At 75.1% G+C, this 21,889-nt stretch carries 20 protein-coding genes; 5 read left to right on the top strand and 15 right to left on the bottom strand.

From position 1 onward, the window contains the following. Positions 1 to 180: 180 nt before the first annotated feature. From HNR61_RS49490 to HNR61_RS31530, 3 genes are all read right to left on the bottom strand, one after another. On the bottom strand, positions 181 to 3,090 hold the full coding sequence (locus tag HNR61_RS49490; protein ID WP_281400626.1) for a helix-turn-helix transcriptional regulator: 2,910 nt from the start codon (positions 3,088 to 3,090) through the stop codon (positions 181 to 183). Positions 3,091 to 3,124: 34 nt separating this feature from the next. Then, positions 3,125 to 4,045 (bottom strand): NADP-dependent oxidoreductase, encoded by a 921-nt coding sequence (locus HNR61_RS31525; protein WP_182846808.1) that lies wholly within the window; start codon positions 4,043 to 4,045, stop codon positions 3,125 to 3,127. 146 nt (positions 4,046 to 4,191) lie between these two features. Beyond that, positions 4,192 to 5,469 carry a glycosyltransferase gene (locus HNR61_RS31530; protein ID WP_182846809.1) on the bottom strand — a complete coding sequence of 426 codons (1,278 nt, stop codon included), beginning with the start codon at positions 5,467 to 5,469 and terminating at the stop codon, positions 4,192 to 4,194. A gap of 174 nt (positions 5,470 to 5,643) precedes the next feature. Between HNR61_RS31530 and HNR61_RS31535 the strand changes: the two genes are divergently transcribed. Genes HNR61_RS31535 through HNR61_RS31545 form a run of 3 tightly spaced genes read left to right on the top strand, consistent with a single transcriptional unit; the run spans position 5,644 to position 8,000 of the window. After that, complete coding sequence (locus HNR61_RS31535) at positions 5,644 to 6,894, top strand: serpin family protein (protein ID WP_182846810.1); 1,251 nt, start codon at positions 5,644 to 5,646, stop codon at positions 6,892 to 6,894. A gap of 34 nt (positions 6,895 to 6,928) precedes the next feature. Continuing rightward, positions 6,929 to 7,555 (top strand): histone deacetylase, encoded by a 627-nt coding sequence (locus HNR61_RS31540; protein WP_182846811.1) that lies wholly within the window; start codon positions 6,929 to 6,931, stop codon positions 7,553 to 7,555. Beyond that, positions 7,542 to 8,000, top strand: coding sequence for a peroxiredoxin (locus HNR61_RS31545; protein ID WP_182846812.1), 459 nt, complete (start codon positions 7,542 to 7,544; stop codon positions 7,998 to 8,000). The genes HNR61_RS31540 and HNR61_RS31545 overlap by 14 nt, the downstream gene beginning before the upstream one ends. Here the strand turns inward: HNR61_RS31545 and HNR61_RS31550 are convergent. Continuing rightward, complete coding sequence (locus tag HNR61_RS31550; protein ID WP_312898188.1) at positions 7,978 to 9,600, bottom strand: CocE/NonD family hydrolase; 1,623 nt, start codon at positions 9,598 to 9,600, stop codon at positions 7,978 to 7,980. The two genes, HNR61_RS31545 and HNR61_RS31550, sit on opposite strands and share 23 nt — an antisense overlap. Before the next feature lie 126 nt (positions 9,601 to 9,726). On the opposite strand from HNR61_RS31550, the gene HNR61_RS31555 reads away from it, so the two are divergent. After that, complete coding sequence (locus HNR61_RS31555) at positions 9,727 to 10,785, top strand: mechanosensitive ion channel family protein (RefSeq protein ID WP_182846813.1); 1,059 nt, start codon at positions 9,727 to 9,729, stop codon at positions 10,783 to 10,785. 51 nt (positions 10,786 to 10,836) lie between these two features. Here HNR61_RS31555 and HNR61_RS50545 read toward each other — a convergent pair whose 3' ends face one another. The 5 genes from HNR61_RS50545 to HNR61_RS31585 form a co-directional block, all read right to left on the bottom strand. Continuing rightward, the gene (locus HNR61_RS50545) at positions 10,837 to 11,715 is read right to left on the bottom strand and encodes an ATP-binding protein (RefSeq protein ID WP_376770285.1); all 879 of its coding nucleotides are present in this window, start codon (positions 11,713 to 11,715) and stop codon (positions 10,837 to 10,839) included. 84 nt (positions 11,716 to 11,799) lie between these two features. After that, positions 11,800 to 12,381, bottom strand: a complete 582-nt coding sequence (locus tag HNR61_RS31570) for a 3'-5' exonuclease (protein ID WP_182846814.1) — start codon at positions 12,379 to 12,381, stop codon at positions 11,800 to 11,802. A gap of 10 nt (positions 12,382 to 12,391) precedes the next feature. Next, on the bottom strand, positions 12,392 to 13,363 hold the full coding sequence (locus HNR61_RS31575; RefSeq protein ID WP_182846815.1) for an EamA family transporter: 972 nt from the start codon (positions 13,361 to 13,363) through the stop codon (positions 12,392 to 12,394). A gap of 72 nt (positions 13,364 to 13,435) precedes the next feature. Continuing rightward, positions 13,436 to 14,116 (bottom strand): lysophospholipid acyltransferase family protein, encoded by a 681-nt coding sequence (locus tag HNR61_RS31580; protein WP_182846816.1) that lies wholly within the window; start codon positions 14,114 to 14,116, stop codon positions 13,436 to 13,438. Positions 14,117 to 14,209: 93 nt separating this feature from the next. Continuing rightward, the gene (locus HNR61_RS31585; protein WP_220510046.1) at positions 14,210 to 14,683 is read right to left on the bottom strand and encodes a MarR family winged helix-turn-helix transcriptional regulator; all 474 of its coding nucleotides are present in this window, start codon (positions 14,681 to 14,683) and stop codon (positions 14,210 to 14,212) included. A 75-nt stretch (positions 14,684 to 14,758) separates the two neighbouring features. Between HNR61_RS31585 and HNR61_RS31590 the strand changes: the two genes are divergently transcribed. After that, the gene (locus tag HNR61_RS31590) at positions 14,759 to 15,172 is read left to right on the top strand and encodes an organic hydroperoxide resistance protein (protein WP_182846818.1); all 414 of its coding nucleotides are present in this window, start codon (positions 14,759 to 14,761) and stop codon (positions 15,170 to 15,172) included. Here the strand turns inward: HNR61_RS31590 and HNR61_RS31595 are convergent. The 6 genes from HNR61_RS31595 to HNR61_RS31620 all read right to left on the bottom strand — a co-directional run bounded on the left by HNR61_RS31595 (position 15,162) and on the right by HNR61_RS31620 (position 21,823). After that, positions 15,162 to 16,013: a cytochrome c biogenesis CcdA family protein gene (locus HNR61_RS31595; RefSeq protein WP_220510047.1), complete on the bottom strand. Its 852-nt coding sequence runs from the start codon at positions 16,011 to 16,013 to the stop codon at positions 15,162 to 15,164. The genes HNR61_RS31590 and HNR61_RS31595 overlap by 11 nt on opposite strands. Further along, the gene (locus HNR61_RS31600) at positions 16,006 to 16,584 is read right to left on the bottom strand and encodes a redoxin domain-containing protein (RefSeq protein WP_182846819.1); all 579 of its coding nucleotides are present in this window, start codon (positions 16,582 to 16,584) and stop codon (positions 16,006 to 16,008) included. Before HNR61_RS31600 ends, HNR61_RS31595 begins: the two co-directional genes overlap by 8 nt. Positions 16,585 to 16,662: 78 nt before the next feature. Continuing rightward, a complete protein-coding gene (locus HNR61_RS31605; RefSeq protein WP_182846820.1) occupies positions 16,663 to 17,289 on the bottom strand; it encodes a GOLPH3/VPS74 family protein in 627 nt (208 codons plus the stop codon). A gap of 3 nt (positions 17,290 to 17,292) precedes the next feature. Beyond that, positions 17,293 to 17,517, bottom strand: coding sequence for a type II toxin-antitoxin system antitoxin (locus HNR61_RS31610; protein WP_067811056.1), 225 nt, complete (start codon positions 17,515 to 17,517; stop codon positions 17,293 to 17,295). Next, the gene (locus HNR61_RS31615) at positions 17,514 to 18,434 is read right to left on the bottom strand and encodes an SPFH domain-containing protein (RefSeq protein ID WP_182846821.1); all 921 of its coding nucleotides are present in this window, start codon (positions 18,432 to 18,434) and stop codon (positions 17,514 to 17,516) included. The genes HNR61_RS31610 and HNR61_RS31615 overlap by 4 nt, the downstream gene beginning before the upstream one ends. 266 nt (positions 18,435 to 18,700) lie before the next feature. Further along, positions 18,701 to 21,823 carry an ATP-binding protein gene (locus HNR61_RS31620; protein WP_312898189.1) on the bottom strand — a complete coding sequence of 1,041 codons (3,123 nt, stop codon included), beginning with the start codon at positions 21,821 to 21,823 and terminating at the stop codon, positions 18,701 to 18,703. Between the last annotated feature and the right edge of the window lie 66 nt (positions 21,824 to 21,889).

Consider the following 21,889-nt stretch of genomic DNA (forward strand, 5'->3'; position numbering starts at 1 on the left):
TCGGTGAGCTCATGACGACGCACCATGGCCACCATCACAACCCGGCCCACTGATCAACCTCAGCCAAACACCAAGATCTGCCGGACACGACCTAGAGCCCGCCTTACAGCGGACCCCAGCCCGCACGCGAGCGCGCTACCTGACCGGCGGGCCCGCAGTCGTAGGCCAGGGCTTCGGGAGTCACAGCCCGGCGCGGTGGGCGACGGCGGCGGCCTGGCCGCGGCTGGTGACGCCCAGCTTGGCCATGATGTTGGAGACGTGGACGCTGGCGGTCTTGGGGGAGATGTACAGCGCGGCGGCGATCTCCTTGTTGCCCAGGCCCTCGGCGACGAGCTTCAGCACCTCGCGCTCGCGGGCCGTCAGCGCCGTCAGCGACCCGCCCTCCGGCCCGTCCCCCGGCGCCGCGCCCGGCCGCAGCCGCGCCCGCGCGCCGAGGTCCCGCAACGCCGCCAGCAGGGGAGCGGCGCCCAGCCGCTCGGCGGTCGCCACCGCCCGCCGCCACTCCTCGGCCGCCTCCTCGCGGCGGCCCCGCTCGACCAGCGCCTCGGCCAGCCGCCACCGCGACCGCGCCACCTCGTACACGAACCCGCCGTCGGGGTCGCCGTAGGTGAACGCCTCGGCCGCCCTGCGCCACAGCTCGGGGTCGTTGACCCCCAGCGCGCGGGCGTGCTCGGCCTCGACGCGGGCCAGCCAGGCGTGCCCCTCCACGCCGATCCAGACGCGCGGGTAGCCGCCCGGGACGATGACCATGGCCGCACGGGCACGTTCCAACAGCGCGTCGGCCGTGGCGCGGTCGACGCCGCCGCGCTCGGCGTGCGCCCACAGCACGGTCGCGGCCGCCCGGATGGACGGCGGGTCGTGGTGGTCGAACGCCGCCAGCGCCGCCTCCGCGTGGCCGAGCGCGGTGGCCGGGTCGCCGTTCCACAGGCAGTGCTCGGCCGCGAGCCCCCGCGAGATGTAGACCAGCAGCGAATCCTGCGGCCACAGCGGCTCGATCCACCGCAACCGCTCCCGGACGCCGTCGCTTCCCCGCGCGACCTCGCAGAACAGCGCGTACGCCGACACGAGCGCCTCGGGCGCCCGCACCACCTGGACGGCGAAGTCGTCCGCCAGCCGGTCGGCCCGCTCCCAGTCGCCGGTGGTGTAGTGGATCAGGTACTGGAGGCAGCGCATCGTGGTGCCGAAGGTGCTCCACTCGACGCCGTGGTCCAGCGCCAGCCGCACGCCGTCGTCGGCCGCCGCCGTGGCCGCCGCCAGCTCGCCCCGGTCGAACGGGACGCGCGCGTAGTGGTAGGCGGCGCGCATCGCGACCGGGTAGTTCCCGGCGGCGAGGGCCAGGTCGCGGGCCCGTCCGAACAGGGCGGCGGCGTCGGCGGCGGCCCCCTCCCGCCACTCCCGGTACACCGCCAGGGAGATCAGCGCGCTGGCCTCGGCGTCGGTCGCCCCCGTCGCCCGCGCCGCCGCGATCGCCTCCTCGGCCAGCGCCGAGAGCCGCGCGTGCTCCTCGCTGTAGACCAGGGTGCGCAGGTAGGCGGCCAGCGCCCCGGCGCGTTCGGGGGTGGGCGGGTCGGCGGGCAGCAGGTCCACGGCCTCGCGGAGCACGGCGGTGGCCTCCTCGTCCTGGTCCAGCTCGTACAGCAGCGACCCCAGATGCTCCCTGATCTTGACCCCCAGCCGCAGGTCGGCGGGGTCGGTGACGGCCAGCAGGCGGCGCAGCCGGGAGATGCCCCGGCGGGTGTCCCCGGCGCGGGCCGACGCCCGCGCCGCCGCCAGCGAGATCTCCTCCCGCGCGGCCCCGGCGACCGCGTCGGCGTCCGGGACCGCGTCCCACAGCTCCAGCGCCCGGTCGTAGTGGTCGTGGGCCTCGTCGGGCGCGCCCATCCGCTCGGCCTCGCGCCCCGCCCGCAGCGACGCCGCGAACGCCACCGGCAGGTCGTGCGCGGCGAGGCTGTGGTGGGCGCGCTCGGCGGCGGCGCGCGGCAGCAGCGAGGCGGGCGGCTCGGCCAGCAGCGCGGCGAACGCGGCGTGCAGCCGGGTCCGCTCGCCCGGCAGCAGGTCGGCGTAGGCGGCCTCGGCCAGCAGCGCGTGCCGGAACCGGTAGCCGTCGGCACCGTCGGGCTCCAGCAGCCGCTGCTCGACGATCTCCCGTAGCGCCGTGCCGACGGCCCGCTCGTCCAGCCCCGACACCCGCCGGACCAGCTCGTCGTTGACGCGGCGGCCCGCGACGGCGGCGACCCGCACCACGCGCTGGGCGTCGTCGGACAGCCGCTCCATGCGGGCCAGCAGCAGGTCGGCGAGCCCGGCGGGCAGGTCCTCGCCGGTGCGGGCGGCGGCGTGCAGCTCGGCGGCGTAGAACGGGTTGCCCTCCGAACGCTGGTGGACCCGCGCGACCTCCTCGGCGGACGGCGGCGTCCCGCCGTCCAGGTACGCCAGGTACTCGGCGGTCTCGCTCGGCGCGAACGGCCGCAGGTCCACCGCCGTCACGTTCGGCAGCCGCACCAGCTCCGCCACCACCGGGCGCAGCGGGTGCCGCCGGTGCAGGTCGTCGGAGCGGTAGGTGCCGACCAGGCAGACCCGCTCGCGCTGCAGGACGCGGCTGAGGAACGTCAGCAGATGCCGCGTGGAGCGGTCCGCCCAGTGCAGGTCCTCCAGCACCAGCAGCACCGGGCGCCGCTGCCCCAGCTCGCCCAGCAGCCCCAGCGCGGCCCCGAAGAGCTGCTGCTGCCCCAGCTCCGACGCCCCGTCCGGCGCGCCGTCCCCGTCGGGCAGCAGCCGTCCCAGCACCGGCCGCGTCTCCAGGGCCTCCCGCAGCACCTCGGCCCCCGGCTCGCGCGCGGCCCGCCACAGCGCGTCGGCCAGCGGCATGTAGGGGATGGACTCGCCGAGCTCGGCGCACTGCCCGGTCAGCACGGTCCAGTCGCGCCGGGCGGCCTGCCGCGTGAGCGCGCCCACCAGATGGGACTTGCCGACCCCGGCGTCACCGCTGACCAGCGCGATCCCGGCGTTCCCGGCGGCGGCGCGGTCCAGCGCGGCGCCGAGCGCGGCGGCCTCGGCGGCGCGCCCGACCAGCTCCCCCATCAGCTCCTCCATCCGCCGAGTATCCCACCCGGAACCGGCTTTCCGGTCAGGGCGTGATCACGAGCTTGCCGCGGGTGTGCCCGGTCCGGCTGGCCGCGAACGCCGCGCCGACCTCCTCCAGCGGGAACGTCCCGGCCACCTCGACCGTGAGCTCGCCCTTGTCGGCCAGCGCGGCCAGCTCGGCCAGCCTGGCCCCGTCGGGACGCACCCAGATCCAGTGGCCGCCGTGCTCCTCCACGGTGTTGTCGGCGACGGAGGCGTGGCGGCCGCCCCCGGCCAGCACCGCCAGCGTCGTGTCGAGCTGCCCGCCGACGAAGTCGGCCACGGCGGTCACCCCGCCCGGGACCAGGTCGCGGACGCGCCCGGCGAGCCCGTCGCCGTAGACGACCGGCTCGGCGCCGAGGCCGCGCAGGTGGTCGTGGTTGCGTTCGGAGGCGGTGCCGACGACGCGGGCGCCGCGCGTCCGCGCGATCTGGACGGCGAGGCTCCCCACGCCCCCGGCCGCCCCGTGCACCAGCACCACGTCCCCGGCGCCGACCGCCAGCCGGTCGAGGGTGCGCTGCGCGGTCATCCCCGCCAGCGGTAGACCCCCGGCCTGCTCCCAGCCGAGCGCCGCGGGCCGGCGCGCGCACGCGGCGGCGTCCACCGCGACGTACTGCGCGAACGTCCCGGCGTGGACGACGTGCTTGCGGGCGTAGGCCATCACCTCGTCGCCGGGCGCGAACTCCGGGGTGTCGGGCCCGGCCGCCCGCACCACCCCGGCCACGTCCCAGCCGGGGATGACGGGGAACACCGCGTCCATCATCGCGTCGAGGCCGCCCGCCATGATCTTCCAGTCCACCGGGTTGACCCCGGCGGCCCGCACCTCGATCAGCACCTGTCCCGGGCCGAGCCGGGGATCGGGCACCTCGCCCGCCCGCAGCCGGGAATCGTCGGTGGTGTAGGCGTCGTAGGTGACAGCGCGCATGGGAAACCCCCCGGTTCGCAGAGCACGGATCATGGTCTGGACGGTGACCTACCCCGAAAACGGGCACGGGCCCCGGTCCACCTCTGGGACCAGGGCCCGTCGTGCGCGGACGGGCGTCACCCGTCCTCGCCCCGCCGGGGCGGGGCTCAGCCCGCCAGGGCGGCGGCCAGCTCGGTCTCCTCCACGGCCTCCACGGGCTCCGCGGTCTCGTCCTCGACCTCGGGCTCCTCGACCGGGGGAGCGGGCAGGATCCGCTCGTAGGCGCGCAGCGTCTCGGCGGCGATCCGCTTCCAGGAGTACCGCGAGTTGGCGCGGTCGGCGGCGGCGATGGCCCAGCCGTGCAGCGTGGTCTCCTCGGCCAGCAGCCGCCGGATCGCCCGGCCGATCAGCACGGGCCGGTCCGCCGGGACGTGCATGCCGGTGATGCCGTCCAGCACGCTGTCGGTGTTCCCGCCGACCGGGGTGGCGACCACCGGGACGCCGCAGGCCATGGCCTCCAGCGGAGCCATCGACGACGGCTGGAACGGCGCCAGCACCAGCGCCAGCCGCGCGGTGCGCAGCAGCTTGGGCAGCGAGCGGCGGGGCAGCCGCCCCAGGAAGATCACCCGGTCGGCGACGTGCAGCTCCTTGGCCAGCAGGGTCAGCCGGTGCACGGCCGGGTCGTTCTCCAGCTCCTCGCGGGCCGGGCCGCCGGCGATCGCCAGCTCGGCGTCCGGGACGTGCGCCAGCGCGCGGATCGCGGTGGCGACCCCGCCGTCCTCCAGGTCGCGGCAGACCGTCACCAGCCGCTGCCGGTCACCGCGCGGCATGGCCGGGCCGACCTGGCTGAACAGCTCACCGTCCACCCCGTAGGGGAGGATGCCGACCGACGGCCGGGGGACGCCCATCCGCACCAGCGCGTTGCGCTCGCCGGAGTGCGCGGCCAGCACCAGGTCGGCGCCGCGCCCGACGGCGGCCTCCAGCCGCATCCGCGCCGGGTGCACCTCGTGCCCCAGCCGCCGCTCGCCGGCGGCCAGCCCGTGGTAGCTGGCGACGAACGGGATGTCCAGCTCCTTGGCGACGGCGCAGGCCACCAGCCCGCCGATCCAGCCGTGCGCGTGCACGACGTCGGGGCGCCCCGGGCCGCTGAACCGGCGGCGCAGCGCGTCGGCGAAGTCCCGCACGTGCCGCAGCGTGTCGTCATCGCTCAGCCGCCGGGCCGGACCGGCGTCGACCTGGTACACCGTGGCACCGGGAGCGATGCGGGAACGCATGCGGGCGGCGGGGTTGCACCGCCGGGTGTAAACGCTGACCTGGTGGCCCTCGGCGTCCTCGGACAGCGGAGCGGCCAGCGCACGGGCGAGATCCCGCACCGCGATCGCCTGAACGGTCTCGGCGTCGAGGTCGGCGGCGGTGACAAGGGCGATGTTCAGAGGGTGGCGCATGACGGATCCTCCGTACTCAAGGCATGAGCAACTGGGAGGTATCTCCGTCTTGGACACCTACAGTCACATGTCTACCCCACCCCTGAGTGAAAGCAAACCCGCTAATGGCGATTCGTCGCGAAAAAAGTTCTTGGTGCCGTGAAACCCGGTTCCGCCGGGCCGCGTCCCAGGTCCATGGGACTCCTACGCAGACACCGACTCGCCACGGGAGCACTGCTCGTCTCCGCGGCCTCCGCCGTCACCGCGTGCGGCGCCGCGACCCAGGAGGTCCGCACGGTCCGGGGCGCGGTGGCCCCGGTCGCCGCGGCGGACCCCGGACCCCTGGCGCGGGCCTCCTCCGCGTTCGGCCTCTCCGTCCTGGACGCCTGGTGCCGCCGGGACCCGTCCGCCAACGTGGTGCTGTCGCCCAGCAGCCTGTCCAGCGGCCTCGGCATGGTCCACCAGGCGGCGCGCGGTGAGACGGCCGCCGCGATGGCCCGCACCCTGCGGCTCCCGCCGGGCGACCCGCTCCCGGGCCTGAGGGCCCGCACCCAGGCGCTGAAGGCCCTCAATACCAAGGACGTGAAGCTGCGCACGGTCGACCAGGTCTGGTCGGACCGGGCGCTCACCCCCCACAAGGACTACCTGGACCGGGTGGCCACGGCCTACGACGCCTCGCTGAAGCTGCTCGACATCCGCAGCGACCCCGAGGGCGCCCGCGCCACCGTCAACGAGGAGATCAAGAAGATCACCGAGGGGATGGTCCCCCGGCTGCTCCCCGAGAACTCGGTCAGGGCGAACACCGGCTGGATCCTGACCGACGCCCTCTCCATGAAGGCGAAGTGGGCCACCGAGTTCAAGGAACAGGACACCGCGCCCGCCCCCTTCGCCACCGCCGCGGGCCGCTCGGTCAGCGCCCCGATGATGAGGAAGACCACCGACTACGGCGTGGCCCGCCACCGGGGCTGGACGGCGGTGGACCTGCCCTACCGGGACGGCCGCCTGTCCATGACGGCCCTGCTCCCCGACGCCCGCGCCAAGGGCTGCCCCGGCCTGTCCCCGGCCACCCTCGACGCCCTGACCGGCGCCCTGCGCCCCACCACCGTGGACCTGTCGATCCCGAAGGTGAGGCTGAAGGCCCAGGCCGACCTCAAGCCCCTGCTCGGCGAGTTGGGCATGGCGCAGGCGTTCGGCGGGCAGGCCGATCTCAAGGGCCTGTCCCCGAAGGCGGTGCGCCTCCAGTTCGTCCAGCACGCCGCGACCCTGCTGGTCGACGAGAAGGGCACCGAGGCCGCGGCGGCGACGGGCAGCGGCATCGAGGCCCTGGCCGCCCCGCCCCGCGGCGAGAAGATCGTCTTCGACCGCCCGCACGTCCTGCTGGTCCGCGACACCCGGACCGGCGAGCCGCTGTTCCTGGCCCGCGTCGCCGACCCCACCCGCTCCTGACCCCACCCGTTCCCGACCGGGCATCCTGGAAGGCATGCGCCTCTGGTACGTCGCCTACGGCTCCAACCTCTACGCCGAGCGCTTCGCCTGCTACCTGGCCGGCGGCCGTCCCGCCGGAGGCGCGCGCCACTACACCGGCTGCCGCGACCCCCGCCCCGCCCGGGCGCAGGCGCCGGTCACCGTGCCCGGCGGGATCTACTTCGCCCACCGGTCGCTGACCTGGGGCGGCGGCATGGCGTTCTACGACCCCGACCTGCCGGGCCGGACCGCCGCGCGCGCCTACCTGCTGACCCTCCAGCAGTTCTGCGACGTGATGTCCCAGGAGATGCGCCGCGCGACCGGGGCCGACCCCGACCTGTCGCGGGTGCTCGGCGAGGGCCGCCAGCGGCTCGGCCCCGGACGCTACGAGACCGTCCTGAAGACCGGGGAACGCGACGGCCACCCCATGCTCACCTTCACCGCCCCGCACGGGGTGGACGGCGCGGAGCTCAACCCGCCGACCGCCCCCTATCTGGCCATGCTCGGCCACGGGCTGCGCGAGGCGCACGGCTGGCGGCCCGTCCGCGCCGCCGCCTACCTGGCCGGACGCCCCGGCGCGCGCGGAGCCTGGAGCGCGGCCGCGATCGCGGCGCTGCTAGCGTCGGGGCATGAAGATCGGTGACACCGTCGACGACTTCGAACTCCCCGACGAGACCGGAACCCCCCGCACCCTGTCCGGCCTGCTGGAGAAGGGCCCGGTCGTGCTCTTCTTCTACCCGGCCGCGATGACGCCCGGCTGCACCGCCGAGGCGTGCCACTTCCGCGACCTGGCGGCCGAGCTCGCCGACGTCGGCGCGCACCCGGTCGGGATCAGCGCCGACGGCGTGGACAAGCAGAGGGAGTTCGCCGACCGGCACTCCCTCGGCTACCCGCTGCTGTCGGACCCCGACGGGACGGTCCGCGCCCGCTTCGGCGTCAAGCGCGGCCTGGCGCTGATGCCGACCAGGCGGCAGACGTTCGTCATCGACACCGACCGGCGGGTCATCGAGATCGTCAAGAGCGAGATCAAGATGGCCGCGCACGCCGACCGGGCGCTGGAGGTCCTCAGGGCACGATCGGCAGGGTGACCGAGGAGACCCGGCCGGGGGAGTGGAACACCTCCTGGCCGGCGGTCAGCATCCGGGTCGCGGTGCCGATCGGCTCGCCCGTCCCCGGGTTGCGGGCGACCCGCGGGTAGGCGCCGCTGCACACCTGCACGCGGATGCGGTGCCCGGCCCTGAACCGGTGCCCGACCGGCCACAGCTCCACCGGAACGCGCCGCACGCCGTCCTGCCCGGGGTCGTTCACGCCCGGGACGAGCCGCCGCATGCCCTCGCACAGGTTCCGCGAGACGCCGTCGGGATCGACGTCGCACAACCGCACCACGAAGTCGGTGTGCGCGCGGTCGGACCGCACGACCAGCTCGGCCGTCACCGGCCCGATCGCCTCCACGTCCTCGGCCAGCGCGTCGGAGGTGTAGACGAGGACGTCGCGGCGCGCCTCCACCCGCGCCTGGTCGGCGACGGGCTTGTTGTCGCCCAGCAGCGACGGCCCGCCCAGGAACGGCGTCGGGTGCTCGGGGTCGTAGCGGTAGCGGTCCGGCTCCGACTCCGGCGGCTCGGCGGTGCCGAGCCCGCCGTCCGGCTGGAGGTTCCAGCGCCGCCCGCGCATCCCCGGCACCGGCCAGTCGGGGAACTCCCGCCACTCGTCGGCGCCGGTCACGTACAGCCGCACCGGCTGCTCGCGCAGCTCCGACGGGTCGTCCAGCAGGTGCGCGCGGAACCACCGCATCGCCTCGCCGACCGACCCGCGCATCATCCGCTGGTCGGCGTGGAACCACGGGCCGATCGTCAGGTACGGACGCCGCCCGGCCGCGCGCAGCGCCGCGTAGTCCTTCAGCTGCCAGGGCAGGAAGATGTCGTACCAGCCGCCGGTCATGTTCACCGGGGCCTCGACCCGCGCGACGCTCGGGCTGAAGTCGCGGCGGTCCCAGAACGGGCTGTCGGGCTCGTTGACCAGCAGGTCCTGGAAGAACTTCTGCTGGCTGCCGGTCGCCAGCACGTCCAGCTCGGCGAGGGGGCGGCCCGACAGCGCGGCCCGCCGCGCCCGCCGCGGCGACATGATCCCGGTGGTGACGCCCGACAGTGGGTGCTTCAGCCGCGCCGTCAGGTCCACCCAGGTCAGCGTGGACTCCAGCGCGAACATGCCGCCGACGTTGATGGCGTCGCGGAACTGCGACGCGGTGACCTGCATCGACAGCGCCCGCAGCTCCGGTCCCGCCTCGGCGGCCACCGCCCACTGCACGTAGCCCAGATAGCTCGGCCCGTGCATCGCGAACGTCCCGCCGAACCACGGCTGCGCCCGCAGCCACTCGATGGTGGCCAGCCCGTCCTCGCGCTCGTCGAGCGGCTCGAACACCCCGCCGGAGCCGAACCCGCCGCGCACGCTCTGCACCACGGCCTGGAACCCGTGCGAGGCGAACACCTGCCCGCACATCAGCCCGAACGGCCCGCGCCGCCCGTACGGCGAACGCACCAGGACCGTCGGCGGCCGCTCCAGGCCGACCGGCGCGTAGTGGTCGGCCAGCAGCACGACCCCGTCGGTGGTGGGCACCTCCAGGTCGCGTTCGACCCGGACCTGATGGGGGCCGTTCCGCAAGCCCAGCGCCGTGACCCCCAGCCGACGCACCTTCTCCTCGCCTACCACTCCACAGATCGTATCCCCGGCATTCCGCGACCGGCCGGTAAGGTGCGGCACTTCACTTACGATCGTGCGATATCCGAACTATCCCCCATCCAAGGAGAGATCCTCACCATGCCTGAGTCGTGGGACTGGGCCAAGGTGATCGCGGCGGCCGCGGTGCTCGCGGTCGCGCTCGCCGTGGCCGTCATCTCGCGCGTGCTGGCGGGCCGGCTGAACCGCCGTGCCGGGGACACCCGGTGGGCCTGGGACGACCTGGCCGCCAAGCTGCTGCACGACCTGGCGGTGCCGATGTCCCTGCTGGGCGGTGCCTGGATCGCCGCCGAGATCCTCATCGTCAACCGGCGCACGCTGGACTACACCGGCAAGGTGCTGACCGCCATCACGATCATCATCGTGGCGCTGGCGCTGGCCCGGCTGTTCGCCGGGGTCGTCACCTCGGTCGCCTCGGCCCGCCAGGGCGTGGCGGCCAACGTCACCATCTTCGCCAACATCACCCGTGTCCTGGTGCTCGGCATCGGCATGCTCGTCATGCTGCAGAGCCTCGGGGTGTCGATCACCCCGCTGCTCGGCGCGCTGGGCGTCGGCGGCCTGGCGGTCGCCCTGGCCCTCCAGGACACCCTGGCCAACCTGTTCGCGGGCGTGCACGTGCTGGCGTCCAAGACGATCGAGCCCGGCGACTACATCAAGCTCGCCACCGGCCAGGAGGGCTACGTCGTCGACATCAACTGGCGCAACACCTCGATCCGCACCCTGTCGGACAACATCGAGGTCATCCCGAACCAGCGGTTCTCCGACACCATCCTCACCAACTTCCACCGGCCCGCCCAGGACATGGGCCTGCTCATCCAGGCCAGCGTGTCCTACGACAGCGACCTGGAGAGCGTCGAGAAGGTCGTCATCGAGGTCGGCCAGGAGGTCATGGCCGAGGTCGAGGGCGGGGTGAAGGAGGCCGAGGTGCTGGTGCGCTACCACACCTTCGCCGACTCGGGCATCGGCTTCACCGTCATCCTGCGCACCAGCGAGTTCGGCGACCAGTTCCGCATCAAGCACGAGTTCGTCAAGCGCCTGCACCGCCGCTTCCGGGCCGAGGGCATCGAGATCCCGTTCCCGGTGCTGCGCGTCATGAACGACGGCGTGCGCCCCGCCGCCCGCCCGGTCGCCGTCGACTGACGGCGGGCCGCCACCGGGCGGGAACGGCCGGGCGGGAACGGCCGGACGCGGTCAGCCGCGCGGCGCGCGCTCCTCGAACCACGCCAGGAACTCGGAGTGGCCGAACATGCGCGCGGTGTCGGCCGCCGACGGCTCGCCCGCCCACGGGTCGGCGCCCACGTCCAGCAGGACCCGCACCACCTCGGGCTCCTTCTTGAACACCGCGCCCGCCAGGGGGCGCTGGCCCCGGTCGTTGGAGCGCTCGGGGTCGGCCCCCCGCTCGGCGAGCGCCCGCACCGTCTCGGCCTGGCCGTGGTAGGCGGCCAGCATCAGCAGGGTGTCGCCCTTCTCGTTGCTGAGGTTGGGCGGCACCCCCGCGTCCACGTAGGCGGCCAGCGGCCCGGTCTGCCCGGTGCGGGCCATGTCGAACAGCCGGGTCGCGAACTCTTCCAGGTCGGAGTCGGTGCCGTTCATGGAACGCACCCTACTGCTCAGCCCGTTCGACTCGTCCACGTGGAGCTGCCCGCCCAGGCTGCCCGGCCCGTAGCGCAGGTGCTTCTCCAGCGCCACCAGCGCCCCGCTCTCGGGGAAGCTGCGGAACCGCACGTCGTCGGCGAGCGTCCGCATGATCATCATGCCGCGGCCGTGCTCGGCGCGTCCGTCGGACTCCCCGGCCGCCTCCCCCTCCGCCCGGGCGGGGTCGAACCCCTGCCCGGAGTCGATCACCTTGATGACACACCGTTCACCGAGGATCGTCACCCTCACCGTGTAGTCGTCGCCCGCCTGGGCGTGCCGGATCACGTTGCCGCACGCCTCGCTCAGCATCAGCTCGATGTCGCCGCGGATCGTCTCCTCGACCCCGAGGGCCTGGAGCGCGGCGTCCAGCAGCCGACGGACGGCGGGCACGCTCGCCGCGTCACGCGGCAATCGAAGGTCGAGATTGAGTTCCACCGTCGCCTCCGTCGTCCCGTTCGGCATCTCCTGCTGTGGCCCCGCGCTCTCATCCCTGCCCGTCCCGGGCGGACCAAACCTCGCCTACCGGTGTGACAGTTCGTCCCAGGACGGCCACGCCCCGCTTCCGAGCAGGTCGAGCACCAGTGCGCCGATGTTCCACGCGTCGTCCTCGCCGCTGTGGTGGCGCCCCTCCAACGGCAGCCCCGCGTGTCGCAGCGCCCCCGCCATCCCCGGCTTGCGCGGCAGTTCGCGGGCCTCGGCGTAGCGGGCCTTGGCGTTGGTGTGGCGGCGGCCGAACGGGTAGCGCGTCCCGGTCTCCCGGCACTGCCGCTCGAACTGCTTGCGGTCGTAGTCGCCCCAGCTTGCCCACGCCCGCGAGCGCGACCGGTGTTCGCGCTCCAGCAGCGCGCACGCATCGGCGAACGTGACGCCGGTGTCCACCTTCTCCTGCGTCAGCCCGGTCAGCTCGGTGCAGAACGCGCTGACGCGCGAGCGTCGCGGCCGCACCAGGATGCCGTGCCGCTCCACCCGCCTCCGCTCCCTGAGGTCCACCACGCACAGCCCGATCTCGATGATCTCGTTGACCTGGTCGCGCGGCCGCGGCCCGTTCCAGCAGGTGGCCTCGACGTCGACGACGTTGAGGAAACGCCCGATCTCTTCCATGGGCGGCAAGCTACCGAGCGGCCTTCTCCCGGGACGACCGGTTTTCCGCCGGCGCGGGCGCGCGCGGCGCGGTGAGCCGGGCGACGGCGCGCTGCGCGACGACGATCCCGGCCAGCATGACCAGCCCGCCCGCGATCTGCGCCGGGCCGAGGGACTGCCCGAGCAGCACCCAGGCCAGCACCGCGCTGGCCACCGCCTCCAGCGCGGCCACCGGCGCCCCGACGGCCGCCGACAGCCGCCGGATCGCCGCCAGGTTGAGGAAGTAGGCGAGCAGGGTGGTGACCAGCACCAGCCACCCCAGCACCAGGAGCGCGGGCACCCGGTGCCCGGCGGCGGGGACGTCCCCGGCCAGCACCTCCCACGGGATCTCCCAGGGGCGGGCGGGCACCGTCAGCGCCAGCGCCGCGCCGGTCAGCCCCCAGGTGACGGCGGTGAACGGGGGCAGCCGTTCCCCCGAGCTCTGCGTCATCAGGAAGTAGGCGGCGGCGGTCACGCCGGTGGCCAGCCCGAGCACCAGCCCCAGCGGGTCCATGGCCAGCCCCGTCCAGACCTCGGTGACCAGGGCCATCCCCAGCAGCGTGCAGACCGCCCCGACCGCGGCCGACGCCGGGACGCGCACCCGCCGCGCCAGCCACAGCCACGCCACCACGATGACGGGCGCGGTGAACTCCAGCAGCGACGCCAGGCTCACCGGCAGCCGCGCCACCGTCGCGTAGTACAGGCCCTGCACGGCGGCGAAGCCCACGAGCGCGTACCGCACGGCGAACCAGCGGTGCCCCCGGGGGACGACCAGGTCGCGGGGGCGCAGCAGGAGCCCGACGGCCAGCAGCGCCAGCGCGCCCGCGCCGAGCCGCAGCCACGTCATCTGGACCGCGCTCAGTCCCGCGTCGATGAGCATCCGGGCCAGCGGCCCCGAGAATCCGAAGCAGGTGGCCGAGACGATCCCGAGCGCCAGCCCGCCGGTTCCGGAACGGTTCGCCATCGCGTTCTCCCTCCGCCGCTCGACACCGCCATACCCGCTTTGGTGGTGTTATGCCGGAGGGAGGGGAAAAGTTCAGGAACCGGGCCGGGGCGCGTAGGACGGCACGTACTCCTGGCCCGACAGCCTCCGGATCGCCTGCATGATCTCGTCGGTGACCGCGCGCGTCACGTCGCGGTGCGAGGCGGGCCCGCGCCCGGCGAACGTCATCGGCTCCCCGAGGCGCACCTCGATCCGGCCCGGCCGCGGCACGACCCGGCCGCGCGGCTGCACCCGGTCGGTCCCGAGCAGCCCCACCGGGACGACCGGCGCGCCGGTGCGCAGGGCCAGCCGCGCCACCCCGGTGCGCCCCCGGTACAGCCGCCCGTCGGGGGAGCGCGTCCCCTCGGGGTGCAGGGCGAACACGTCGCCGCGCTCCAGGACCCGCGCCGCCGCGTCGAGGGCGGCCAGCGCCGCCCGCCCGCCGGACCGGTCGACCGCGATCGCGCCGCCGCCCCGGAAGAACGCGGCCATCGCCCGTCCCGCCACGCCCGGCCGGGTGAAGTACTCCTGCTTGCCGAGGAAGAACACCTGGCGCGGCACCACCAGCGGCAGCACGAACGAGTCGCAGACCGCCAGGTGGTTGGCGGCCAGGATCACCGGCCCGGTGCGCGGCAGCGACTCCAGTCCCGTCACCTCGGGGCGGAGGGCCAGCCGCATCGGCGGCCCGAGCAGGACGTGCTTCAGCAGGGGGTAGACCAGGCGTTCGGGAGTCATGTCCGAGAAGGCTAGGTTTTCGTTACTCGCCGGTCGCTGACCACGCCGTACAAAAGGAGCGCCTGCGATCTTGTAGGGATCGGCGCTTGCGCCTCAGTCGCGCGCGGCGGTGTCCAGGGCGGTGGTGAGGCGCTCCAGGGAGGCCCGCAGCTCGGTCAGCTCGGCGGGGCCGAGGCCGGTCGCGGTCAGGATCCGGCGCGGCACGCGCACCGCGCGCCCGCGCAGCGCCGCGCCCTGCGCGGTGAGGGAGACGGTGACCGAGCGCTCGTCGTGCGCGTCGCGTTCGCGGCGCACGAGCCCGGCGGTCTCCAGCCGTTTGAGCAGCGGCGACAGCGTTCCCGAGTCCAGCCGCAGCGCCAGGCCCAGTTCCTTGACCGTCAGCGCCCCCTGCTCCCACAGCGCCAGCATCACCAGGTACTGGGGGTAGGTGAGGCCGAGCTCGCGCAGCATCGGACGGTAGGCCGCGTCGAACGCGCGCGCCGTGGCGTGCACCGCGAAGCAGAGCTGCCCGTCCAGGCTCAGCAGCTCGTCGGGGGAGGCGTCGTCCCAGCTCGTCGGGGTGTCCATGGCTTCCATCCTACAATTCAATTGCGCGCAACTAAGTTGTGCTATGTTTAGTTGCGTACAACTCAAGGAGGTTCCATGGACGCCCTGTACACCGCCGTCGCCACCGCCAGCGGCCGGGACGGCCGCGCCGTCAGCTCCGACGGCCGGCTCGACCTGCCCCTGGCCCCGCCCCGCGAGATGGGCGGCAGCGGCGACGGCACCAACCCCGAGCAGCTGTTCGCCGCCGGGTACGCCGCCTGCTTCGCCAGCGCCCTGGCCGCCGTCGCGCGCAAGAGCAGGCAGGACGTCAAGGACGTGTCGGTCACCGCCGAGGTCGGCATCGGCGGGAACCTGGAGCAGGGCTTCGGCCTGGCGGTGGTGCTGCGGGTCGAGCTCCCCGACGAGCTCCAGGACGGCACCGGCAAGGAGCTGGTGGAGCGCGCCCACCAGGTGTGCCCCTACTCCAACGCCACCCGCGGCAACATCCCCGTGGAACTGGTCATCGAGTGACGTCGCGGTCGCGTGCGCGGCGGCGGGCCGCCCGTCCGGCCGCCCACCCGGCCGCCGCGCACGCGACGAACGCGACCGCCACCCACCCCGCCCCGACCGACTCCAGCCACCCCGTCACCGCGCCCTGCGCCCCGGTCACCGCCCCGACCACCGGGTCGTCGGCCGCGCCGCCCGCGTTGACGCGCAGCTCGTACCAGCCGTAGTAGGCGACGTACAGCCCGGCGGGCGCCAGCAGCGCCCCGCTGGCCCGCGACACGTACGGCAGCACCCGGCGCGTCCGCGCGACCACCGCGCCCCGCGCCAGCGCGACCATCATCGACAGCAGCCCGACCACCAGGCCCATGCCCGCCCCGTAGGCGACGAACGCCAGCACGCCGTCGCCCACCGTGCCGCCCGCCGCGACCCCCGTGACGGCCAGGAACGGCGCGATCGTGCACGACAGCGACGCCACCGCGTAGGACGCCCCGTAGCCGAACAGCGCCGGGACCGAGCCGTCCACCCGGCCCACCCTCAGCCGGGGCACCCGCACCGTCAGCTCGCGGCCCGCCAGCAGCCGGACGCCCAGCCCCAGCAGCACCGCGCCCACCACGATCGTCACCCACGGCAGGTACTCCTGCACCGACGTGGTCGCGACCGTCACCACCAGCCCGAACGCCCCGAACACCACGACGAAGCCGGCGGTCATCGCCGCCGACAGCCGCAGCGCCCGCCACACCCCGCCCGCGCCCGGCGCGGCGACCAGCAGCGCCAGGTACGACGGCAGCAGCGCGAACCCGCAGGGGTTGAACGCCGCCACCAGCCCCGCCGCCAGGGCCAGCGACAGCACGCCCGGATCAGCCACCGGCCAGCGCCCGCACCCGCGCCGCCAGCTCGTCCTCGCCCAGCGGGCCGGACGCGCGCTCGGCCGTCCCGTCGGGCCTCATGAACAGGAACGACGACTGCGTGGTGACGCCGAAGTGCCGGTAGAGCCGTCCGTTCCGGTCGTCCAGGTGGGGCAGGCCCGAGGTCCCGGTCCGGGTGACGAACTCCTTCATCCTGGCGGTGCTCTGGTCGAGCCCGGCGACGCCCACGAACTCGACGCGCCCGGCGTTGGCGCGGGCGGCCTTCGCGACCGCCGGGCCCTCGGCGCGGCACTTGGGGCACCAGGGCGCCCAGAACCAGAACACCGCGGGCTTCTCGGCCAGGTTCACCCCGGTGAACGGCCTGCCGTCGAGCGTGGTGGCCTCGAACCGCAGCTTGTCCGGCAGCTTGCGCAGCCTCTGCTGCTCCTTGGCAGGGGAACCGGACGGCGAGGGCGCCGTGGCGGACGGGACGGGCGCGGGCGGGGTGCCCCCGCCCGCGCCCGATCCGCCGGAGCCCCCGCATCCGGCGAGCAGGATCGCGCCGGTGACCAGGGGAAGGAGCTTGTTCATGACGGCAGGCTAACCGCGCCGGGGGCCGCCGGATCTTACGAGCCGGTGACGTCGTGCCCCCGCGGGCCGGCCCGCCGGTCAGCCGGCCGCGGCGGCGGCGGCCTCCTCCGCCTGGATCACCTTGCGCATGGCCTTGACCGCCGGACCGGAACGGGCCGTCAGCTCGGCGATGCGCCGCTTGTACCGCCGCCGGTCGCCGCGCGGCAGCACCGTCCTGAGGTCGGCCGCCGCCGCCAGCGCGGCCGTCGCCGCGTCGTAGCTGTTGACGTGCGCCGACGGCTTGCCGCGCAGCGCCGCCGACGCGCCGCCCCACAGCGTCTTCACCACGCGCGGGTCGCGGACGGTGACCCGGTGCACCGGGAACAGCCCCAGCACCCTGCGCCGCTCCACCCGGATCCAGCCGTCCCGCCGCAGCTCCTCGCGGACCGTGGCGACCATGGCGCGGTGGTCCTTGCGGACCCAGTGCTGCCACGACCTCGGCCGGGACGCCGCGATCTGCGCGCACACCCCGTAGGGGTCCGCGCCGGGGGTGTCGGGACACGGGCGACGCCGGTCGTCGACCAGCCGTCCGTCCAGGTACAGCTCGGTGAGCGCCGCCGCGCGCAGCAGGTAGCCGAGCTTGTCGCGTCGCGTGAGCCGCTGCTTCTTCGGGTCGTAGGCGAGCAGGAACATCCTCGCGGGCAGGGAGTCGGGCGTGGGGACCATGACCTATTCCTCGGGGGTCTCGTCCGGGTCGTCGTTCTTGGGCGGCCGGCCGGGCCGCCGCATCCGCCCGGCGTCGCCGGGCATCCGTCCCGCGTCGGCCAGCGCCCGCCGCAGCAGGAACTCGATCTGCGCGTTGGTGCTGCGCAGCTCGTCCCCGGCCCAACGGGCCAGCGCGTCGTGCACGGCCGGGTCGAGCCGCAGCAGGATCTTCTTGCGCTCGCGGCTCACTGGTACAGCGAACCGGCGTTCACCACCGGCTGCGCGTCGCGGTCGGCGCACAGCACCACCAGCAGGTTGCTGACCATGGCGGCCTTGCGCTCCTCGTCCAGTTCGACCACGTCGTCCTCCTCCAGCCTGGCCAGGGCCTGCTGGACCATGCCGACCGCCCCGTCCACGATCTGCTTGCGGGCGGCGATCACGGCCCCGGCCTGCTGCCGCCGCAGCATCGCCTGCGCGATCTCCGGAGCGTACGCCAGCCGCGTGATCCGCGACTCGATGATCTTCACTCCGGCCGACGCGACGCGCAGCGACAGCTCCTGCGACATCATCGCGGTGATCTCGTCGGCGTTGTCGCGCAGCGAGGTCCGGTCGGCGGCGTCGTAGGGGAAGCTCCCGGCGATGTGCCGCACCGCGGCCTCGGTCTGGAACGCCACGAACTCCACGAAGTCGTCGACCTCGAACACCGCCCGCGCGGTGTCCTCGACCTGCCACACCACCACCGCCGAGATCTCGATCGGGTTGCCGTCCAGGTCGTTGACCTTGGCCAGCCCGGTCTCGTGGTTGCGGATCCGGGTCGAGATCCGCCGCCGGTCGGTGATCGGGTTGACCCAGCGCAGGCCGTCCTCGCGGACCGTCCCGGTGTAGCGGCCGAGCACCTGGAGCACGCGGGCCTGGTTCGGCGCGACCGGCGTCAGCCCCGCACCGACCACCAGCCCGGCCAGGAACAGCAGCACCCCGCCGGCGACCCCGGCGACCGCCGCGCCGCCCTCGGCGGAGATCCCCCAGAGGAACAGCGCCACCCCTCCCGGGACCAGCAGCAGCGCCAGGCCCAGCATCGGCCAGCCACTGACGTTGCGCGCCGGACGTTCCACGATCTGCGGTCGCGGCATCTCCACCGGCGCGACCTCCGCGTTCAGCTCTGTCATGAGCCCTCCTTGGGATATGGCACCAATCTAGCAAAGTGATATCACTTTTCGCCAGAGGGATTCCCCGCCGAACACCACGGAACGGACATGGCGGCCACGGTGGGGAGGCCGGTACAGCCACCACCACGAACGACGCCGCACCGGCTCAGCGGCCCGGTGCGGCGTCGTTCGTGGCGAGGTCGGGCGGCGGCACGGTCAACGCGCGGGTCGCAAGGACGTCCCGCCCGCGAGAGGAGGCGGTCGCCGTCCTCGCGCGCCGTCCTCGGTCACGCCGTCAGCACCGCGTCCGCCGCCTCCTCACGGGTCATCGCCGCTCCCTGGGCGAACGCCTTCTCGTAGGCGGCGTCCCCGAGCGCCTCCCGCGCGGCCGCGGCGACGCGGACGGTGTCGGGGGACAGCAGCCGTCCGATGGTGCGCAGCGTCCGCTCCGCCCCCAGCAGCACCGCCGCCCGCTCGGGCCGTCCCTCGGCGAGGGCGACCGCGGCCATCCCCAGCGCCGTGTCCCCTCCCGACAGGGCGACCGTGGTCCCATCGGTCCCGCCTATCCCGCCGGTCCCGTCGAACGCCCGCCGGAACAGGCCCCTGGCCCGCTCCGGGTCGCCCTCCGCCAGCGCCAGCCAGCCCAGCCCGGCGTGCGCGCGCACCGGTGTGTCGCCGCTCCAGCCCCACTCGGCGATCGGCGCCGCCAGGACCTCCTCGTACAGACGGCGCGCCGTCGCCGTGTCGCCGCGCAGCCGCGCGATCTCGGCGAGGCCGTGCCGGGCGGTCATCGCCTTCGGCTGCGCGCCGGCCCGCGCGGCGAGCCCGGCCGCCCGCTCGTAGTCGCGCCCGGCCGCGTCGAGGTCGCCGCCGCGCAGCAGCAGGTCGCCGCGCCGGACCAGCAGGTCGCTCTGGTCCTCCCGCGCGTCCAGCTCCTCGACCAGCTCCAGGGCCTCCGCCAGCAGCGTCAGCGAGCGCTCCACCTCGCCCCGCAGCTCGGCCAGCTGGGCCTGGGCGTCCAGCGTGTTGGCGATGCCCCACCGGTCGCCGAGCGCCCGGAAGATCACGGTGGCCCGCTCGAACAGCGGCTCGGCCGGATCGGTCTCCCCGGAGAACAGGATCTGGTAGCCCATGCTGAAGGCGTCCAGCGCGCGCAGCCACGGGTCCTCGGACATCAGCAGGTGGGAGCGCCGCTCGGCGACGTCGTCGGCGGCGGGCAGCGGGTTGACCATCGCCCACAGCACCAGGCAGCCCGGCCGCCGGGGCACGCCCCGCATCGTCGCCATGACCGTCTCGGCCGCCCGCAGGTGCGCCGCGCCGTCCGCGCCCAGCGCACCGGTGGCGCGCGCGTTCACCACGCACGTCACGTACTCCTCGGCCAGCCCCTCCGGCGGCACGGGCCCGACCGCCGCCAGCAGCCCGGCCGCCGGGCCGCCGAGCTCGCCGCGCCGCCCGCGCAGCCACATGTACCACGAGGCCGCCGCCATCAGCCGCAGCCCGGTCCCCGGATCGGCCGTCACCGCCCACCGCAGCGCGGCCCGCAGGTTGCCGTGCTCGGCGGCCAGCCGCGCCAGCCAGTCGAGCTGCTCGGCCGAGCGCAGCCGGGGGTCGGCGGTCTCGGCGAGGTCCAGGAAGAACGCCGCGTGCGCCCGCCGGAACCGCTCCCGCTCACCGGCCTCGGCCAGCCGCTCCAGGCCGAACGCCCGCACCGTCTCCAGCATCCGGTACCGGACCCCGTCCACCTGCACGAACGACTTGTCCACGAGCCCGGCCAGCAGGTCGTCCAGCGCGAAGCCGGACAGCCCGCACACCCGCGCGGCGGCCTCCGCGGTGAACCCGCCGGAGAACACCGTCAGCCGCCGCGCGAGGGCCCGTTCGTCCTCGTCCAGCAGGTCCCAGCTCCACTCGACCACCGCGCGCAGCGTCTGGTGCCGGGGCGCGGCGGCCCGGTTCCCCCGCGACAGCAGCCGGAACCGGTCGTCCAGCCGCGCCGCGACCTCCTCGACCGGCAGCGACCGCAGCCGCGCCGCCGCCAGCTCGATGGCCAGCGGCAGCCCGTCGAGCGCGCCGCAGATCCGCAGCACCGACCCGACGTTGCCCGCGGTGACCGCGAAGTCGGGGCGCACCGCCGCCGCCCGGTCGGCGAACAGCCGCACCGCCGGGTAGCCGAGCACGTCCTCCGCCGCCGTCCCGGCCGGGGGCAGCGGCAGCGGCGGCAGCGGCCGCAGCCGCTCCCCGGTGATCCCCAGCGCCTCCCGGCTGGTCGCCAGCACCCGCAGCGCCGGGCACGCGCTGAGCAGCCGGTGCGCCAGCCGCGCCGCGTCGGCCACGACGTGCTCGCAGTTGTCCAGGATGATCAGCAGGGCGCGGTCGGCCAGCGCCGACACCAGCCGTTCCACCGGGTCGCCCTGCGGGGCCCCGTCCCGGATCCCGTGCTCGCGCAGCCCGAGCGCGCCCAGCACCGCCTGCGGGAGGTCGCGCCCGTCGCCGACCTGCGCCAGATCGACGAAGCAGACCTCGCCGGGCTCGCGCTGCCCGGCCTCCACGGCCAGCCGGGTCTTGCCGGCCCCGCCCGGCCCCAGCAGCGTCACCAGGCGCCCCTCCGACAGCAGCGCCCCCACGCGCCGCAGCTCCTCCTCGCGCCCGACGAAGCTGGTGAGCTGCGCGGGCAGGTGGGACCGCACCGACGCCGGGGGAGCGGCGGCGACCTCGCCCCGCAGCACCGCCAGATGGACCGCGGCCAGCTCCGGCGACGGATCGGCGCCGAGCTCCTCGGCCAGCGCCGCGCGCGCGTCCTCGTAGGCGGCCAGCGCCTCGGCCTGCCGCCCGTCCAGGTACAGGGCCCGCATCAGCAGCCCGCGGGCGCGTTCCCGCAGCGGGTGCTCGGCGACGAGCCCCCGCAACGCGCCCAGCGCCTCCGGGTGCCGCCCGGTCGCCAGCGACGCCTCGGCGAGGTCCTCGACGACCGCGGCCCGCGCCTCCTCCAGCCGGGTCGCCCGCGCGGCCGCGAACGGGGCCGCCAGATCGGCCATCGCCGGCCCGCGCCACAGCTCCAGCGCCTCCCGCAGCAGCGCGGCCGCCTGCCCCGGGGCCCCCTTCGACAGGGCCTCGCGCCCCTCCCGGGCCAGCCGCTCGAACCGGTGGACGTCGACGGCGTCGCGCTCGACGGCCAGCCGGTACCCGGCCGCGTGCCCCTCCACGAGCCCGGCGTCCCCGAGCCCCCGCCGCAGCCGCGACACCTGCGACTGCAGGGCGTTGGCGGCCCCGGCCGGCGGGTCCTGCCCGTACAGCCCGTCGATGAGCCGCTCGGCGGGGACGAGCCGCCCGGCGTCGAGCAGCAGCAACGCCAGCAGCGCCCGCACCCGCGGGCCGCCCACGGCGATGACGTCGTCCCCGCGGCGCGCTTCCACGGGCCCCAGAATGCCGAACCGCATGGCCCGATTCTTCCGCATGGCCCGGCGTACGGCCCGGCGCGG

The sequence above is a fragment of the Actinomadura kijaniata genome (assembly GCF_014138665.1).
In the GTDB taxonomy this organism is placed as follows: domain Bacteria; phylum Actinomycetota; class Actinomycetes; order Streptosporangiales; family Streptosporangiaceae; genus Spirillospora; species Spirillospora kijaniata.